The sequence below is a fragment of the Pseudarthrobacter sp. 1C304 genome, from assembly GCF_052245515.1.
GTDB lineage: Bacteria > Actinomycetota > Actinomycetes > Actinomycetales > Micrococcaceae > Arthrobacter.
The window spans coordinates 542,631-558,000 of record NZ_JBQQCH010000001.1; the positions used below are offsets into that span (position 1 = coordinate 542,631).

Below are 15,370 nucleotides of genomic sequence, written 5' to 3' on the forward strand. Positions count from 1 at the left end.
CGGCCGACCGGCCGCGCCTGGAGCAGCTGTGCCGGGACCGCCCGCGCTGGGACCACCCGCGTCGTGACTACCCGCGTCTACGACGCGAGGTCGCGGCGGCGCCAGCCGGCAAAACCAAGCGCCGCGAGGGCCGCGGCGGCCACCGTGAGGGCAGCCAGCGCCGGCACCGCGCCGGAGTCCACCGGGAGCAGCGGGGAATGCCGGAACGGCGAGAGCTCCATGAGCCACTCCGGGGCGTTCCAGAGCACCCCGAATTCGCCGAGTGCCACCAGCGCCAGCAGGAAGACCCAGACCATCCCGGCCAGCCGGGGCGCCCAGCCAAACACCGCCAGGGCCACGCCGGCCAGCACCCAGGCGGCGGGGACCTGCGCCAGCGCGGCCACCATGCTGCGGCCCACGAGCCCGGCGTCGCCGACGGCGAAGGCGGCGCCGGCGCCGATCGAAACCCCGGCCAGCAGGAGCAGCACGGTGACCCCGGCCAGGGCGAACCCAAAGTGGCTGGCCGCCCAGCGGATGCGTGTGGTGGCCGTGCCGAGCAGGGCCTCCGTGTGGCCGGCGGCTTCCTCGCTGCGCAGATGGTTGGCGGCGGAGACCCCGTAGGCGGCCGCCAGCACCCCCATGATGCTGATCTCCGCCGCCAGGAAGGCGTCCGTCAGGGCCGCCTGGCCGCCGATCCGCCGGATCAGATCCTGGGCGTTCGGTGAATTCAGCATGTCGCCCACGTTGCTGACCAGGGAACCGATCACCACGCCGAAAAGGACAAACGCGACAGCCCACGCCAGCAGCACCCGGTACTGCAGCCGCACCGCTAGGTCCCAGACACCGGCGAGCGAACCGGCGGACGGCCCGGGCCGCTCCGCGCGGAGCCCCGCGCCAAGATCGCGCGCGGCCCGGAGGGCAAAGGCGGCCGGAACCAGAACCAGGCACAGGGCTGCCGGCAGCGCCAGCACCCACCAGCGGTCCCCGGCGAAGGCCCGGATCTGCTGGTTCCACCCGATGGGTGACAGCCAGGACAGCACCGAGGGGCCCGGTTCGGCCAGGTCGCCCACCGCACGCAGCGCATAGGTGACGGCAATAAACCCGATGCTGAGACCGGTGGCGGCCCGTGCGCTGGCGGTCACCTGGGCCGCCACCCCTGCCACGGCACTGAACGCCATCCCCGTGGCGGCCCAGCCCAGGCCAAACGCGAGGGAGCCACCGGCCGGCAGCCCGCCGGCCGTCAGTGCTGCCGCCGACAGGAGCCCCAGGGCCACGTTGGCGCCCAGGCTGATGGTGAGGGCCGACGCCAGCGGCGCGTCACGGCCCAGCCTGCCGCCGCCCAGCAGCTCCAGGCGTCCGCTCTCCTCGTCGGCGCGGGTGTGCCGGATGACGAGGATGGCCATCAGGACGGCGAGGATGGCGGTCATGAAGGCGGTGTATTTGATCAGCGACAGCGCACCGATGGAGGCGGGATCGTAGATCCGACCGAAGAGGGCCACCATGGACGCGGTCGAGTTGAGCGCGGTGGCGGCCTCGACGCGGCTGCCCAGGTCCGGGTACAACTCGGCGCCGGCCACCGCCGTCGAATACGAAATCAAGGCGAAGCCGGAGATCCAGAACGGCAGCAGCCACCGGTCCCGCCGCAGACCGAGCCGGATCATGACCCCTGTGCCGGTCAGGGTTTCACGCATCGCCGGACCGCCGCCCGCTGTCTTCCGCGGCGCCGGGTTGTCCGGGCCGTCCGGGCGAGGTTCCGACGGCCGCGGCGGCCGTTCCGGCGGAGATGTCGCCGTAGTGCCGCAGGAACAGGTCCTCCAGCGTCGGGGGCTGGCTGGTCAGCGACTGCAGGCCAGCAGCGGTCAGCGCGCCCAGGAACGGACCCAGCCCGGAGGGCTCCACCTGGGCGGTGACCCGGTGGTTCGTCACCACCAGGTCGTGGACGCCGGGCAGCACGTCCAGCCCGGGCGGGACAGCCGCGAGATCGGCGCTGACGGAGGTGCGGGTCAGGTGCCGCAGCTGCTCCAGCGGGCCGGTCTCCACCACCTTCCCGGCGCGGATAATGCTGACCCGGTCGGAGAGGGCCTCGGCTTCGCTGAGGATATGGCTGCTCAGCACCACCGTCCTGCCCTGCGCGCGCAGCTCCCGCACGCAGCCACGGAACGCGTCCTCCATCAGCGGGTCCAGCCCGCTGGTCGGTTCGTCCAGCAGGAACAGCTCTGCGTCCGTGGCCAGGGCAGCGACAAGGGCTACCTTCTGCCGGTTCCCCTTCGAATACGTCCGGGACTTTTTGCTGGGATCCAGCTCAAACAGTTCGAGCAACCGGTCCCGGCGCGCGCGGTCGTGGCCGCCCTGCAACCGGCCCAGGAGGTCAATTACTTCGCCGCCCGTGAGGTTTGGCCACAGTGCCACGTCCCCGGGAACGTAGGCCAGGCGGCGGTGCAGGGTGGCCACATCATGCCAGGGGTCCAGCCCCAGCACCCTGATGGAACCTGCGCTGCAGCGCAGGAGGCCCAGCAGGAGCCGCAGGGTGGTGGACTTGCCGGACCCGTTGGGTCCGAGGAATCCGTGAACCTCGCCGGCGGCCACCTCGAAATCCAGGCCATCCAAGGCCGTTACGGCCCCGAAACGCTTCACCACACCGGTCATCTCCACAACGTTGCCCATGGTCAACAAGTTACGCGGGATTTCCGCGCCGGGACCCCTGCGGAAAGTCCTGCTTTCCGGGCCCGGGCCGCGGTTTAGCGAGGCGGCCGCGGCTGTGGTTGAGTGGTGCCATGCCATCTCGCTGGTCCGGCCGGGACACTCAGACGCTTTCCGCCCTGGCCATGAGTGCCCTGCTCTTCGCCAGCGCCGGGAAGCACTTCCGGGACCCGGCCTTCTTCGGCCCGGTGGTGCCGGACCTTATCTGCCGTGACGACTCCGGTGAGCAGCCCAACGGCCCGCTTGCCGCGCTGTCCCGGGATGAATGGGTGGCCCTGAGCGGCCTGCTGGAGGCTGGCGCCGCCGTCGGGCTGCTGGTTCCGGCGGCCCGCCGCGCCGCCGCCGGCGGAATCGCAGTCATGTTCACCCTCTTCCTGGCCGGACACCTCGATGCCTTGCGCAAGGCCTACGGTCCGGACGGGACGCCCGGCCAGCGCCGTGTGCACACGTTGCGGCTGCCGCTGCAGGCGCCGCTGATTGCCTGGGCCTGGAGCCTGCGGAACCCGGTCCGGGCGTGAAGCTCCTGCAGTCGCCGGCGGTCCGGGTGGGGATCTCCATCAGCATCGCCACCGGACTCTACGGCGTGTCCTTCGGGGCGCTGTCAGTCACCTCCGGACTCGACTTCTGGCAGACCATGGCCCTGAGCCTGCTGCTGTTCAGCGGCGGCTCGCAGTTCGCCTTCATCGGGGTGGTGGCCGGGGGCGGATCGGGTGTCGCCGCGATGGGGGCGGCCACGCTGCTGGGCATGCGCAACGGAATCTACGGAATGCAGATCAACGCCTTGCTGCAGCCGCGCGGCTGGCGGCGCTTCGCCGCGGCCCACGTCACCATCGACGAATCGACCGCCACCAGCACCGGGCAGACGGATCCGCTGGAGCAGAAACGCGGCTTCTGGACTGCCGGGGTGGGTATCTTCATCCTCTGGAACCTCTTCACCGCCGTGGGGGCGCTGGCCGGCGGGTCCCTCGGGGATCCAAAGCAGTGGGGACTCGACGGCGCGGCAGTTGCGGCGTTCCTGGGCCTGCTCTGGCCGCGGCTCAAGGGCCGCGAACCTGTGGCGATCGCCGTCGTCTGCGCCCTGGCCACGGTGCTGGCCGTACCGTTTGTGCCCGCCGGGGTGCCCATCCTGGTCGCCGCGGTGGTCGCGGCGGCCATCGGCTGGTTCAGCCACGGACGCAGCGACGAAGGCCTGGAGCCGGATGTCGATCCGTATGCCGAACACCAGCATCCGCGCCCGTCGGGGGATGCAGCATGAGCCTGTGGATGTGGCTGCTGGTCTCCTGCGCCCTGGGCTACGCGTGGAAGCTGCTGGGCTACCTCGTTCCGGCCAGCGCGCTCCGTGACCCGCGGATGTCCCGGATCGCCGGGACCATGACCATTGGCCTGCTGGCCTCCCTGACCATCCTCAACACGGTTGCCTCAGGGCAGGCGCTTGCGCTGGACGCGCGCCTCGGGGCGCTGGCGGCGGCGGGCCTGGCACTGCTGTTCCGGGCCCCCTTTCTGGTGGTGGTCCTTGCCGGAGCAGCCGCGGCTGCCGGGCTCCGCATGCTGGGCTGGAGCTAGCGGGGCCACAACGGTCTTTAGTCCCTACTTGGGTCCGGTGCCCCGTGAAAGCATTCGGATATGAGCGACAAGGACGATCCTGAGGCTGCTGCGCCCGGAAAGGGCCAGCATCCCAAACAGCATGAGCCGTTCGTCCCGCCGGGACCCGAGTCCACCAGGGAACTGCGCGACGTGTCGCGCCGTCGCCGGGAGGCAGAGGAAAAACTGCAGCACCATCTGCAGGAAGTCAAAGAGAAGCCCGCGGAGGATTGATGCCGGGAACGCGGCTCTCGGAGCGTTTGCAGGACCTCCTGCTCGAAACTGACCTGCTGGAGGACTTCCTCCATCAACTTGCCGTGTTCGCCGCAGAATTTGCCATGGCCGAAACCGGCCGCACGGTCGTGTGCTCGGTGCGCCTGTCCCGGCGGCGCCGGCCCGCGGTGCTGGCGGCCAGCGGCGGACCGCCGGACGCGGACCCGCACCGAAGCAGCAGTACGCTCACCCTTCCCCTGCTGGAGGACCGGGACGCAGCCGCCACCCTGACGTTCTTCTCGCCGTCGTCCGGGGCGTTCGACGGCGGCGCCGTCGCCGCCTGCGAGGCGCTTGCCGCCAGGGCGGCCTGGACGGTACGGCTGGCAGTCCGGATCGACTCCGCCCAGGGCGTGAACCGGGACCTGCTCCAGGCCATGCGGTCGCGGTCCGTGATCAACCTGGCCACCGGCATCCTCATGGCCCAGAGCCGGTGCTCGCAGTCGGAGGCTTTCGAGCTGCTGACGAAGGTCTCAAACAACCGGAACGTGAAGCTCCGGGTCGTCGCCGTGGAAATCCTCCGGCGCTTTGAGGGCAGTCCGGCCGGACCGGCCGTCAGCGGCTGAGCTCCTAGCGGCGCGCTTCCAGGCCTGCGAGCCTGAGGACGAGTTCCAGCCCTGCAGGTGTTCCCGGCCAGTGCCGGCGCACCGCGTCCACGCCCGCGCGGGCCACCACCGAGCGGAGCACGAGGGCCACAATGATGACGTCATCCGCGTAACCGATCACGGGCAGGAAGTCCGGTACAAGATCGATCGGCGAGAGCAGGTACACCACCAGCAGGGCCACCCGGGTCCGGACCCCGGCGCCCAGGGACTTGTCGGCCAGCAGCCGGCGCAGGAGCCTCACCAGGTCCGGCAGCAGCCGCAATGCGTCCTTCATCGCCACCGTTTCCGGGTGCCGGCGGGCGTAGCCCCAGAGGAGCAACAGCAGGAGCGCATAGAGGGCCAGCACGCCGCCGACGGCGCCCGCCAGGGTTTCCCAGGACACCCCGGGCTAGCCGAGGACGGAGTCGAAAGCGGTGCCCGGCAGGGGTGCCTGCGGCGGCAGCGGCCGGTCCGGACGCTCCGTGCGGATGGCGTCCTCGACCAGGGCCACCGGACGGCGCCAGGCGTCGGACCCGGCCTCCATGGTGTCCACCACGCCGATCAGCATGGCCAGCAGGCGGATCATGTCCGTCATCGAAATGTCGCTGCGCAGGGTTCCCTGGCCCTGTCCGCGGCCCAGGAGCACGGCCACGGACTCGATCAGGTCGCCGGTGATGCCGGTCAGCAGCCCGCGCCGGCCGGCCACGGCCCCCAACAGGTTGGCCTCTTCGCTGGCGACCCCCATCAGCGCCTCGATGACCCGGAAGAGGCCGTCGGCGGCGTCGGGCCCGGCGAGGGCCTCTTCGATGACGGGATCCACCAGCAGGCCCAGCTGCCGGTGCAGCGCGGCGAGAACCAGTTCTTCCTTGTCGGCGAAGTTTCGGAACAGCGTGGCGGGGCCGACGCCGGCGGTCACGGCGATGGTCTGCAGCGGGACCTCCGGCCCGTGCTCCCGGAAGCACTGGCGGGCGGCGGTGATGATCTTATCCACGTTCCGCGCGGCGTCGGCGCGGAGCGGCCTGCGGTCTGCTACCCGGTTCATTTGCTCAGATTAGCAACGCTGAGCCGTAGCCGGGAGGTTACTACCGGGTATTGATCTATGTGACGGTTCCGGCCCCGGAATTAGCCTCTTCAGGCGGAAGAATCCGGACTCCGGCCGCGCCGCCAACCCGCCGGAGCGCATGGCAGACTGGTGCCATGTTGCTTGCCTTCTCCGTCGCTCCTTCGGGCCGTCCCGCGGCCGCTGCCCATGACTCGTCCACGGGTGCCGCCAGCGTCCCCGCGGACGAGGCCTCCGTCCACGACGCCGTCGCCGAAGCGGTGCGGATCGTCCGGGAGTCCGGCCTGCCGAACCACACCGACTCGATGTTCACCACGATCGAGGGCGAGTGGGATGAAGTCTTCGACGTCGTCAAACGCGCCACCGAGGCCGTGGCCCGCTACGGCAGCAGGGTCTCACTGGTCATCAAGGCGGACATCCGCCCGGGCTATGCGGGCGAACTCACCGGGAAGCTGGACCGCCTGGAGCAGGCCCTCGGCGACGGGCGGTCCGCGGGCTAGCTGTACTCAGCTGGCACCCGGCCCGGAGCCTACCGCCGGGACGGGCCAGCTGGAAGACTGGGGGCATGTTTGAGCATCAGCCCACCGGCCGCTGGATCGCCGTCGAAGACTTCCTTTCCGAGACCGTGGTGCGCCCGGACGCCTCGCTCCGGCGCGCCGTGGCCACCGCCCTGGAAGCGGGCATGCCGCCCATCGAGGTGGCCCCGAACGCCGGCAAACTCCTAAAACTGCTGGTCCAGCTTTCCGGCGCGCGCCGCGTGCTGGAGATCGGGACCCTGGCGGGGTTCAGCACCATCTGGATGGCCCAGGGGCTGCCCGACGGCGGCCGGCTGGTCACGTGCGAATACCTCCCCAAGCACGCCGGCGTGGCCCGCGCCAACCTGGACGCCGCCGGGCTGGGCGGCCTCGTGGAGATCCGGGTGGGCGCCGCACTGGACACGCTGCAAGCGCTCGCCGACGAGGGAGCCGGACCCTTCGATTTTGTGTTCATCGACGCGGACAAGGAAAACAACCCGCAGTACCTGGACTGGGCCATCCGCCTCGGCCGCCCCGGCACCGCCGTCGTGATGGACAACGTGGTCTGGGAAGGTGCCGTGCTGGACCCGTCGGTGGACACCGTCAACGCCCCCGGCATCATCAGCGCCCTGCAGATGCTGGGGGAGGACCCGAGGCTGGACGGCACCGTGATCCAGACCGTGGGCTCCAAAGGCTGGGACGGGTTCGCGCTGGCGCGGGTGCTGTAACCCGCTTGCGGAACGGGAACTGCGGAACGGGAATGGTGGAGCAGGGAAGGCGCACCCGGGCCGGCTCAGGCGCGAAGGCCGGGGCGCAAAGTGCTAAGTGTGCTTAGATTTACTGTGCGGCAAGCGCCGGGCGGCAGCCCGCCGGACCGGTATGGATGCCGGGCGCAGCAGACGCACTTCGAAGGAGAACAGGCCACCGAATGAACCGGACCCCCGATTCCCTGCGGCCCCTCCCCGTGCGGATCAGCTCTGCGCCGGAGGACCTGGCCCGGCTCAGCCCGCTGCTGGAATCCGCCCGCTCCGCCGTCGGTGACGTGCCGGCCCTGCTGGAGCTCGCCAAGTCCGCGGGCGGGGCCGCCCCCAAACCCGGCGAGGGCCGCACAGCCCTGCTGTGGGAGATCCTGGCGTCCGTCACCGCCGTGGACGTCGCCGCCGGCCGGGCTATCGAACCGCACCTGGATGCCGCAGCGATCCTGGCCCAGGCTGCCGGCCACGCGGTGCTGGAAGGCGGGGACTGCCCGGACTTCGGCGGTGTGCACTTCGATGGTGCGTGGGGTGTGTTCGCCGCCGAGGCCGCCGGCCTGCGCCTTGAGGCGAAACCGGTGGACGGCTGCTTCGAGCTGCACGGTTCCAAGCCCTGGTGCTCGCTCGCTTCCCAACTGGACCACGCCGTCGTGACCGCCCACCTGGCCGACGGCGGCCGGGCGGCCTTTGCCGTCGACCTCCACGCCCCCGGGGTGGCCTTCGCGGACCCGGAATGGACCAGCCGCGGCCTCACGGAAATCCCCAGCAGCACCGTGCACTTCGAGGCCGTCACCGCCGTGCCGCTGGGCGACGCCGGGTGGTACTACCGCCGGCCCGGCTTCGCCTGGGGCGGCATGGGCGTGGCCGCCTGCTGGCTGGGCGGCGCCGTCGCGGTGGCCCGCGGCTTCAGGGACTCCCTGGCCAAAGCGGCCGACGGCGGACGGGAACCGGACCAGCTGGCCCTCGCCCACCTTGGCGAAATCGACCGGACCCTCACCGCCCTGACCGGCTACCTCGCCCGGACCGCCGCACGGATCGACGCCGGGGAACTCTCGGGCCCCGGCGCCTGGCGCGAGGCCCTGCGCGTCCGCGGCCACGTCGCCCCCGCCGTCGAACGTATCCAGGCGCTGGTCAGCCAGAACCTCGGGCCCGCACCGCTGGCCTTCGACCCGGTTTACGGAAAGCGCATGGCAGACCTCTCCCTCTACATCCGCCAGCACCACGGCATGCGCGACGACGCCCAGCTCGGCGCCCTCACGCTCAAGGGAGACCTCCCATGGTGAGCTTCACGCACCAGGACGCCGGAACCAGCGAGGACGCGTGGGCGGCCAGCGGACTCGCCGCGCTCCCGGAGTTGCCGCTCGACGCGGGGGAGCTCGCCGGCCAGGCGTTCATCGTCCTGGCCGCCCACCCGGACGATGAATCCCTCGGCGCCGGCGGGCTGATGGCACGGCTGTGGCGGCTCGGCGCCCGCGTGACGGTGCTGCTGTGCACGGCCGGGGAGGCCTCCCACCCGGACTCGCCCACCACGACGCCGGAACAGCTCGCCGCCGTCCGGCTCGAGGAGTTCGGCGGTGCCCTCGCCCACCTGCTGGCGGCCCCCGACTGGCACTTCCTCGCGCTGCCGGACGGCCGGCTCGCCCAGCACCGGGCTGACGTTGCCGCGGCCCTGCACCGCGCCGTCGCCGGCCTCATCGCCGAGGGGCTGCCGGCCGAGCGGATCACGTTCGTGGCACCCTACCGGCACGACGGGCACACGGACCACGAGGCCCTTGGCGCCGCTGCGGCGGACGTCGCCGGCGCGGGCGGGCACGGGCTGCTGGAGTACCCCATCTGGTACTGGCTCTGGGCGGACGCCGGTGACACGGCCTGGCAAACGTGGCTGCGCCTGCCCCTGGATCCCGCCGACCGGCAGGCGAAGGCGGCGGCCATGGCCTCCCACACCTCGCAGGTCCGGCCCCTCTCCGGCCAGCCCGGCGACGAGGTGCTGCTTCCGCCGCACGTCCTGGCACACTTTGAACGGCCGTACGAGACGTTCGCGTGGCAGCGGCCCGGGACGGCGGGCGCGTCCGGCTCCTACGCCGCGGCCGACGCCGAAGGTGTTTTCGACGCCGTCCACGCGGACACCGACGACCCCTGGCAGTACACCACCAGCTGGTACGAGCGCCGCAAACGCTCCCTCACCCTCGCCGCCCTGCCCGGCCTGAAGTACGCCGCCGGGCTCGAGATCGGCTGCTCGATCGGGACGCTCAGCGCCGAACTTGCGCAACGCTGCGGAACCTTCCTCGCCGTCGACGCCAGCAGCGCCGCGCTGGCCCACGCATCCCGCCGCCTGGCCCACCTGCCCGCGGCCCGGACCCGGCACCTGACCGTCCCGCAGGACTGGCCAGACGGGAAGTTCGACCTGGTGGTGGTCTCCGAAGTGGGCTATTACCTCGCCCCGGACGAACTGGCCCGGCTGTTCGAACGGGTCGAGTCCGCCCTCCTGCCCGGCGGCACCCTGGCCCTGTGCCATTGGCGGCACCCCATCGACGGCTGGGAACTCGACGGCGACTCGGTCCACGCCGCCGCGCGCCGCCAGCTCGGCTGGGCCGACGCCGGGCTCTACCGGGACCGGGACTTCCTCCTGGAGATCCTGGTCGCCCCCAAGGCCGGCCCGGACCAGCCGCCCGCCGCGCCGGGCCCGGTGCTCTGAATGGCCGCCCTCGCCCTGCCGCTGCCCCGCGGACACAGTATCGACCGGGTGGCCGTCGTCATCCCCGCCCACAACGAGGACGCGCACCTGGACCGCGCCCTGCTGGCGGTGCAGCGCGCCGCCGACGCCCTGCACCGGCACCAGGACGCAGTGGACGTCCAAGTGACAGTGGTGCTGGACAGCTGCACCGACGGTTCGGCGGGCATCGCGGCCCGCTACGCTGCCGCGGACCGGCGCTTCCAGGTCCTCGAAACGGGGTTCCGCAACGCCGGAGCCAGCCGGGAAGCCGGCATCCGCGCCGCCGGCGTCGGCGCGGCCCGGCTGCGGCCACCGGGCAAGCGCTGGACGCCCCCGCCCTGGGCGGGCCGGACCTGGCTGGCCAACACTGACGCGGACTCGCAGGTGCCGCAGAACTGGCTCATCCGCCAGCTGGAATTCGCAGCGGCCGGAGCCGACGCCGTCCTCGGTTCCGTGGAGCCGGACCCGGACGGCATGGACCCGGAACTGCTCCGCCGCTGGCGGGAACGCCATCCGTTTGAGGAGGACCACCCGCACATCTACGGCGCCAACTTCGGCGTGCGGGCCTCGGCGTACCTTGCCGCCGGCGGCTTCCCCAAACTCGCCTCGCACGAGGACCGCACCCTGGTGCAGAACCTCCGGAGCCGTGCCTTCACCGTCACGGCCACGGACAGCATCCGCGTGCTGACCTCGGGCCGGACCCACGCCAGGGCGCCGCACGGCTTCGGTGCATACCTGCGGACGCTGGGCCGGCACCGCGCACCCGCAGGCGACTGACCCGGACCCGCCAGGCCGGCCCACCTGGGCGCAACCGCTTCATCGCCTTTGAACCGGGCCGTTACGTAGCGTTCGAAATTCCGTCCGGCAGGATCACCGGGGTGGCCTCCTACCTGGTCGAGCCGACAGGGGCCGCCACCTGCCGGCTCACCAGCACCGTGGATTTCCACGTGGCCGGGCCCGCCGGGTTCGCCGTGCCGCTCCTGACACGGGTTTTCAAGCGGGACGACGAGAAGGCCCTGGCCAGGCTGAAGGAGCTGCTGGAGCGCCCCTGAGCCCGCCGCCATCCAGGGATCACCGGAACTGGGACAGGGACGTCAGGGCGGCGTCGAAGGAACGGGTTTCCCAGGGCCGCTGCCCACGCCGGGGCATGTCGTCGGACCGGAGAGGCTCTCCGGGCAGAGGGTCCTTGGAACGGGTTTTGCGGGGATTTCTCACGGTCCTGCTTTCGAGCGGTAGGGAATCTGTCAGACAACACTCAACAACCTCAAGCTGACTTGAGGTCAAATCGCCGGCGTGGCAGACTGCTCCGGTGCCACACACCTCCCGCGACTCCCTGCTGACCGTCGGCGAAGCCGCCTCCCGGGCAGGAATCACCGTGCCGACTCTGCGCTACTACGAGGAACGGGGCCTGGTGCATTCACAGCGCACCGCCGGCAACCAGCGCCGGTACCAGCGGCTGTCCCTGCGCCGGCTGGCCGTCGTTGCCGCCGGGCAGCGTGTGGGCCTGTCGCTGGACCAGATCAAGGCGGCCCTGGACGAACTCCCCGCGAACCGGGCGCCGTCCCAGGCCGACTGGAGCGCCATGAGCCGGCGGTGGGCCGGGCTTGTGGCCCGGCGGATCCGCGAACTGCAGGTCCTGGAACGCTCCCTTGAGGGCTGCATCGGATGCGGGTGCCTGTCCCTGGGCCGGTGCTCCCTGATCAACCCCGACGACGCCGCCGCGGAAGAGGGCGGCGGGTCGCGCTGGGCCCGCCGCGCCCGTGAAGCCGGGGCCGCGTCCTAGCCGTGCTGCGCAGGCGGGCCGTAGACTCGGCCCATGTCTGGTCCCGGGGGAACCACAACAGCACACTGCCTTGCAGCGCTCATGATCGGCACGTCGCTGGCCGGCGGCTTGTCCGCCTGCGCCTATGAGGGCGAGGACAGTCCACAGCCCACGGCTGCCCGGACGTCCCCGCGCCCCGCACCGACTCTCCCTGCGAGGGACCCGGATGTGCTGGCCTTGGAGAAGCGCAACTACGCAGACCTTGAGCAGCGGCTGTCCGGGGCGTCCGGGCCGGAGCTTCTGGCCGATTCGGGCCCGGCCGACGGTCCCGGCGTCGGCTTCAGCAAGGCTGCCACCGTGGACGCCGCGGGCCCCTACACGGTCACCGCGGCCTGCGTGGGCACTGCCCGGGCCCAGATCAGCCTCTCCCAGGAAACCATCGGCGGCAGCGAACACCAGCTGATCGACGTCGATTGCGCCCAGACCCGGACGCAGACCGTGCAGCTTCGCCAGGGGTACGTGGGTGCCCAGCTGACAAGGCGCGCCGACCCGGCCGGCGCCTGGACCGGGGCGGTGGCCGGAATCCGCATCACCGCCGGGTGAGACGGTCCGGTTCGCTTCCGCGTGAGGGCCGCCTCGCTCCGCCGTGACCTTTGGCCCTAACCGCTGGCCGGGACCCGGGCGCACCCTCGATCCATGAGCTACCTGACCCGGGCCGGTCTGCGGTGTTGCGCCTAAGCGGCCCCGGCCAGCCGTGACACCAGAGGCTCCCGCCGGGGGGCCCACCGCCGGGGCCCTGCCAGGCGTTGAAGGTCTGAGCTCCGCCGAGGCGGCGCGCAGGCTCACGCAATTCGGGGCAAACAGACTGCCAGAGGCCGGCACAGTCCCTGGCTGGCGGAAGCTGCTGGGCGAACTGACCCACTTCTTCGCCATCCTGCTGTGGTGTGCCTCCGTGCTGGCCTACCTGGCGGGAATGCCGCAGCTGGCGATCGCGATCGTCGTCGTGATCCTGGTCAACGGGATCTTCGCCTACATCCAGCAGGAGCGAGCCCAGCACGCCGCCTCCAAGCTCCGCGAGCTGCTCCCGGCAATGGTCTCCGTCCGCCGGGACAACCGCGTCATCAAGGTCCACACCACCGAGCTGGTGCCTGACGACGCCGTCGTACTGGTTGCCGGCGACCGGGTCCCGGCGGACCTCCGGCTGGTCATGGCGGCAGGCTGCTCGGTGGACGAATCGATGCTCACCGGTGAAAGCGAGGCGCTCGCCAAGGTCCCGGGCGACACCGTCTTTGGCGGGACCTTCCTGGTCAACGGCCAGGCCGAAGGTGTGGTCGCGGGAACGGGCGGGAAGACCCGGCTCGCGGAAATCGCAGCCCTGACGGGGAAAGTGGAGGCGCCGCCGAGCCCGCTCGCGCGGGAACTGCAACGAATCGTCCGCATCACAGCCACGATGGCGCTGGGCATCGGCGTGCTGTTCTTCGTGCTGTCCCTGCTGGTTGGAATCTCCTGGCGGGACGCCTTCTTGTTTGCCATCGGCGTGATGGTGGCGCTGGTGCCCGAGGGCCTGCTGCCCACGGTCACGCTGTCCCTGGCCGTCGGGGCGCAGCGGATGGCACAGCGCAACGCACTGGTTCGCAACCTGGAAGCGGTGGAAACTCTCGGCTCCACCACCTTCATCTGCACGGACAAGACCGGCACGTTGACCCAGAACCGGATGAACGCCGTCGAGGTCTGGACCCCGGCCGGGGTGCTCAGCGTCATCGGCGCCGGGTACGGGCCGGAGGCTGAGGTCACCGGTACGGGCACCGGGGAGGCCCAGCACCTCAGCACCGCCGCGCTGGCTGCCTCGGTGGGCCGTGCGGTGCTCCATGAGGGCAAGTGGATCGCCGAGGGGGACCCGATGGAGGCCGCCATCGCCGCGCTGGCCGCCCGACTGGCCGGCCCCGGGCCGGATCCCGGGCCGGATCCCCGGTGGGGTGCAGAGGAGCCGGCGGTGTCCCACCGCTTCGCCTTCGACCCCCGCCGGCTGCGGGAGTCCGCGATCGTCGGAACCACCCTGTACGTCAAAGGCGCCCCGGAATCCGTGATTCCACTGTGCGTGCACGGCGGCGGCGACGCCGGTGAGGCGGCGGGCGCCGCCCGGGCACGGGAGAAAGTCGACCAGATGGCCTCCCACGGGCTCAGGGTGCTGGCCGTGGCCGAGCGGACCCTGCCCGGCCCGCCCGGCGCCAGCTTCAAGCTGGAGGAGGCCGAGAGCGAACTGACGCTGCTGGGGCTGATCGGCCTGCACGACCCGCCCCGCGCCGAGGTCCGCGTGGCGCTCGAGGCGGCCCGCGAGGCCGGCATCAAAGTCGCCATGGTCACCGGCGACCATGCCTTCACGGCAGCCGCCATCGCCCGGGAAACCGGGCTGATCGGAACACCCGAGCTGGTGCTCGAAGGCCACAACCTGCCCGAGGACGACGCCGTCCTGGCCGCGCTGCTGGACCGCGACGGGGTGGTGGTCAGCCGGGTCACCCCGGAACAGAAACTCCGGGTGGCCCGGCTGCTGCAGGGCCGCGGCCACGTGGTGGCCATGACCGGCGACGGCGTCAACGACGGCCCGGCCCTGCAGCAGGCCGACATCGGCGTGGCCATGGGGCTGAGCGGCACGGACGTGGCCCGCGAGGCGGCGGACCTTGTGCTGCTCGATGACGACTTCGCCACCATCATCGCCGCGGTGGAGCAGGGCCGCGCCACGTACGCGAACATCCGGCGCTTCCTGACCTACCACCTGACGGACAACGTCGCCGAGCTCACCCCCTTCGTGATCTGGGCGCTCTCCGGCGGGCGGTTCCCGCTGGCACTGAGCGTGCTGCAGATCCTGGCGCTGGACATCGGCACGGACCTGCTGCCCGCGCTGGCGCTGGGCAGCGAGGCCCCCAGCAAGGGAACGTTGAAGCGCCCGCCGGAGCGCAGGCACCTGATGGACCGGGCGCTGATGTTCCGGGTATTCGGGCTGCTGGGCCCGGTGGAGGCACTCTTCGAAATGACGGCGTACACGGCGGTACTGGTCGGGGCCGGCTGGACCCCCGGGGCGGAACTGCCACCGTCGGACGTGCTGATGGCCGCCTCCGGCGCCGCGTTCACCACCGTGGTCCTGGCGCAGCTCGCCAACGCCTTCGCCTGCCGCAGCGCCTCCGTCCCCCCGTGGCGGCTCGGCTGGTTCACCAACCGGCTGCTGGTCTGGGCAGTGCTGGCAGAACTGGGGCTGCTGGCGGTGTTCCTGTTCCTCGGGCCGCTGGCCGCCCTGCTGGGCCACGCCCCGCCGTCGCCCGGCGGCCTGGCCGTGGCGCTCGCCGCCATTCCCGCCGTGCTGCTCGCGGACTGGCTCTACAAGATCGCCCGCCACCGCCGGGCCGCGGCGGCCGTACCGGCCACAAAGGTCCAAAGACTCTGACCCCGGACAGCCCGC

18 protein-coding genes are annotated in these 15,370 nt (G+C 71.7%); 14 read left to right on the plus strand and 4 right to left on the minus strand.

Annotated elements, in window-relative coordinates:
* Positions 1-77: 77 nt before the first annotated feature.
* Complete coding sequence (locus tag ACTWQD_RS02585) at positions 78-1,670, minus strand: ABC transporter permease (protein ID WP_443194631.1); 1,593 nt, start codon at positions 1,668-1,670, stop codon at positions 78-80.
* Positions 1,663-2,643: an ATP-binding cassette domain-containing protein gene (locus ACTWQD_RS02590; protein ID WP_443194632.1), complete on the minus strand. Its 981-nt coding sequence runs from the start codon at positions 2,641-2,643 to the stop codon at positions 1,663-1,665. Before ACTWQD_RS02590 ends, ACTWQD_RS02585 begins: the two co-directional genes overlap by 8 nt.
* Positions 2,644-2,753: 110 nt before the next feature.
* Between ACTWQD_RS02590 and ACTWQD_RS02595 the strand changes: the two genes are divergently transcribed.
* From ACTWQD_RS02595 to ACTWQD_RS02615, 5 genes are read left to right on the plus strand one after another with little or no spacing between them, the layout of a single operon-like run.
* On the plus strand, positions 2,754-3,197 hold the full coding sequence (locus tag ACTWQD_RS02595; RefSeq protein ID WP_443194633.1) for a DoxX family protein: 444 nt from the start codon (positions 2,754-2,756) through the stop codon (positions 3,195-3,197).
* Entirely contained in the window at positions 3,194-3,934 is a 741-nt protein-coding gene (locus ACTWQD_RS02600; protein WP_443194634.1) for an AzlC family ABC transporter permease, read from the plus strand. Before ACTWQD_RS02595 ends, ACTWQD_RS02600 begins: the two co-directional genes overlap by 4 nt.
* On the plus strand, positions 3,931-4,242 hold the full coding sequence (locus ACTWQD_RS02605) for an AzlD domain-containing protein (RefSeq protein WP_443194635.1): 312 nt from the start codon (positions 3,931-3,933) through the stop codon (positions 4,240-4,242). The genes ACTWQD_RS02600 and ACTWQD_RS02605 overlap by 4 nt, the downstream gene beginning before the upstream one ends.
* Positions 4,243-4,302: 60 nt before the next feature.
* Positions 4,303-4,494, plus strand: coding sequence for a hypothetical protein (locus ACTWQD_RS02610; RefSeq protein ID WP_443194636.1), 192 nt, complete (start codon positions 4,303-4,305; stop codon positions 4,492-4,494).
* Complete coding sequence (locus ACTWQD_RS02615; protein ID WP_443194637.1) at positions 4,494-5,096, plus strand: ANTAR domain-containing protein; 603 nt, start codon at positions 4,494-4,496, stop codon at positions 5,094-5,096. Before ACTWQD_RS02610 ends, ACTWQD_RS02615 begins: the two co-directional genes overlap by 1 nt.
* A gap of 4 nt (positions 5,097-5,100) precedes the next feature.
* Here ACTWQD_RS02615 and ACTWQD_RS02620 read toward each other — a convergent pair whose 3' ends face one another.
* Both ACTWQD_RS02620 and ACTWQD_RS02625 read right to left on the minus strand, forming a co-directional pair.
* Positions 5,101-5,517 carry a YkvA family protein gene (locus tag ACTWQD_RS02620; RefSeq protein ID WP_443194638.1) on the minus strand — a complete coding sequence of 139 codons (417 nt, stop codon included), beginning with the start codon at positions 5,515-5,517 and terminating at the stop codon, positions 5,101-5,103.
* Between the two features lie 6 nt (positions 5,518-5,523).
* Positions 5,524-6,156 (minus strand): TetR/AcrR family transcriptional regulator, encoded by a 633-nt coding sequence (locus ACTWQD_RS02625; RefSeq protein WP_066432637.1) that lies wholly within the window; start codon positions 6,154-6,156, stop codon positions 5,524-5,526.
* Between the two features lie 155 nt (positions 6,157-6,311).
* On the opposite strand from ACTWQD_RS02625, the gene ACTWQD_RS02630 reads away from it, so the two are divergent.
* The 9 genes from ACTWQD_RS02630 to ACTWQD_RS02670 all read left to right on the plus strand — a co-directional run bounded on the left by ACTWQD_RS02630 (position 6,312) and on the right by ACTWQD_RS02670 (position 15,355).
* Entirely contained in the window at positions 6,312-6,674 is a 363-nt protein-coding gene (locus ACTWQD_RS02630) for a thiamine-binding protein (protein WP_443194639.1), read from the plus strand.
* Between the two features lie 65 nt (positions 6,675-6,739).
* Positions 6,740-7,417: an O-methyltransferase gene (locus ACTWQD_RS02635; RefSeq protein WP_443194640.1), complete on the plus strand. Its 678-nt coding sequence runs from the start codon at positions 6,740-6,742 to the stop codon at positions 7,415-7,417.
* A gap of 200 nt (positions 7,418-7,617) precedes the next feature.
* Complete coding sequence (locus ACTWQD_RS02640; protein WP_443194641.1) at positions 7,618-8,724, plus strand: hypothetical protein; 1,107 nt, start codon at positions 7,618-7,620, stop codon at positions 8,722-8,724.
* A complete protein-coding gene (locus tag ACTWQD_RS02645) occupies positions 8,718-10,136 on the plus strand; it encodes a PIG-L family deacetylase (RefSeq protein ID WP_443194642.1) in 1,419 nt (472 codons plus the stop codon). Before ACTWQD_RS02640 ends, ACTWQD_RS02645 begins: the two co-directional genes overlap by 7 nt.
* Positions 10,137-10,931 (plus strand): glycosyltransferase, encoded by a 795-nt coding sequence (locus tag ACTWQD_RS02650; RefSeq protein WP_443194643.1) that lies wholly within the window; start codon positions 10,137-10,139, stop codon positions 10,929-10,931.
* Positions 10,928-11,206, plus strand: coding sequence for an SRPBCC family protein (locus ACTWQD_RS02655; RefSeq protein ID WP_443194907.1), 279 nt, complete (start codon positions 10,928-10,930; stop codon positions 11,204-11,206). Before ACTWQD_RS02650 ends, ACTWQD_RS02655 begins: the two co-directional genes overlap by 4 nt.
* A gap of 257 nt (positions 11,207-11,463) precedes the next feature.
* Complete coding sequence (soxR, locus tag ACTWQD_RS02660) at positions 11,464-11,937, plus strand: redox-sensitive transcriptional activator SoxR (protein ID WP_443194644.1); 474 nt, start codon at positions 11,464-11,466, stop codon at positions 11,935-11,937.
* A 33-nt stretch (positions 11,938-11,970) separates the two neighbouring features.
* On the plus strand, positions 11,971-12,519 hold the full coding sequence (locus tag ACTWQD_RS02665) for a hypothetical protein (RefSeq protein ID WP_443194645.1): 549 nt from the start codon (positions 11,971-11,973) through the stop codon (positions 12,517-12,519).
* A 151-nt stretch (positions 12,520-12,670) separates the two neighbouring features.
* Positions 12,671-15,355 carry a cation-translocating P-type ATPase gene (locus ACTWQD_RS02670; protein ID WP_443194646.1) on the plus strand — a complete coding sequence of 895 codons (2,685 nt, stop codon included), beginning with the start codon at positions 12,671-12,673 and terminating at the stop codon, positions 15,353-15,355.
* Positions 15,356-15,370 lie beyond the last annotated feature (15 nt).

Bases quoted from the DNA above. Each gene is read 5' to 3' on its own strand.
- ACTWQD_RS02585 (WP_443194631.1), bottom strand. From the start codon at position 1,670: ATGCGTGAAACCCTGACCGGCACAGGGGTCATGATCCGGCTCGGTCTG.
- ACTWQD_RS02590 (WP_443194632.1), bottom strand. From the start codon at position 2,643: ATGGGCAACGTTGTGGAGATGACCGGTGTGGTGAAGCGTTTCGGGGCC.
- ACTWQD_RS02595 (WP_443194633.1), top strand. From the start codon at position 2,754: ATGCCATCTCGCTGGTCCGGCCGGGACACTCAGACGCTTTCCGCCCTG.
- ACTWQD_RS02605 (WP_443194635.1), top strand. From the start codon at position 3,931: ATGAGCCTGTGGATGTGGCTGCTGGTCTCCTGCGCCCTGGGCTACGCG.
- ACTWQD_RS02610 (WP_443194636.1), top strand. From the start codon at position 4,303: ATGAGCGACAAGGACGATCCTGAGGCTGCTGCGCCCGGAAAGGGCCAG.
- ACTWQD_RS02615 (WP_443194637.1), top strand. From the start codon at position 4,494: ATGCCGGGAACGCGGCTCTCGGAGCGTTTGCAGGACCTCCTGCTCGAA.
- ACTWQD_RS02625 (WP_066432637.1), bottom strand. From the start codon at position 6,156: ATGAACCGGGTAGCAGACCGCAGGCCGCTCCGCGCCGACGCCGCGCGG.
- ACTWQD_RS02630 (WP_443194639.1), top strand. From the start codon at position 6,312: ATGTTGCTTGCCTTCTCCGTCGCTCCTTCGGGCCGTCCCGCGGCCGCT.
- ACTWQD_RS02635 (WP_443194640.1), top strand. From the start codon at position 6,740: ATGTTTGAGCATCAGCCCACCGGCCGCTGGATCGCCGTCGAAGACTTC.
- ACTWQD_RS02640 (WP_443194641.1), top strand. From the start codon at position 7,618: ATGAACCGGACCCCCGATTCCCTGCGGCCCCTCCCCGTGCGGATCAGC.
- ACTWQD_RS02645 (WP_443194642.1), top strand. From the start codon at position 8,718: ATGGTGAGCTTCACGCACCAGGACGCCGGAACCAGCGAGGACGCGTGG.
- ACTWQD_RS02650 (WP_443194643.1), top strand. From the start codon at position 10,137: ATGGCCGCCCTCGCCCTGCCGCTGCCCCGCGGACACAGTATCGACCGG.
- ACTWQD_RS02665 (WP_443194645.1), top strand. From the start codon at position 11,971: ATGTCTGGTCCCGGGGGAACCACAACAGCACACTGCCTTGCAGCGCTC.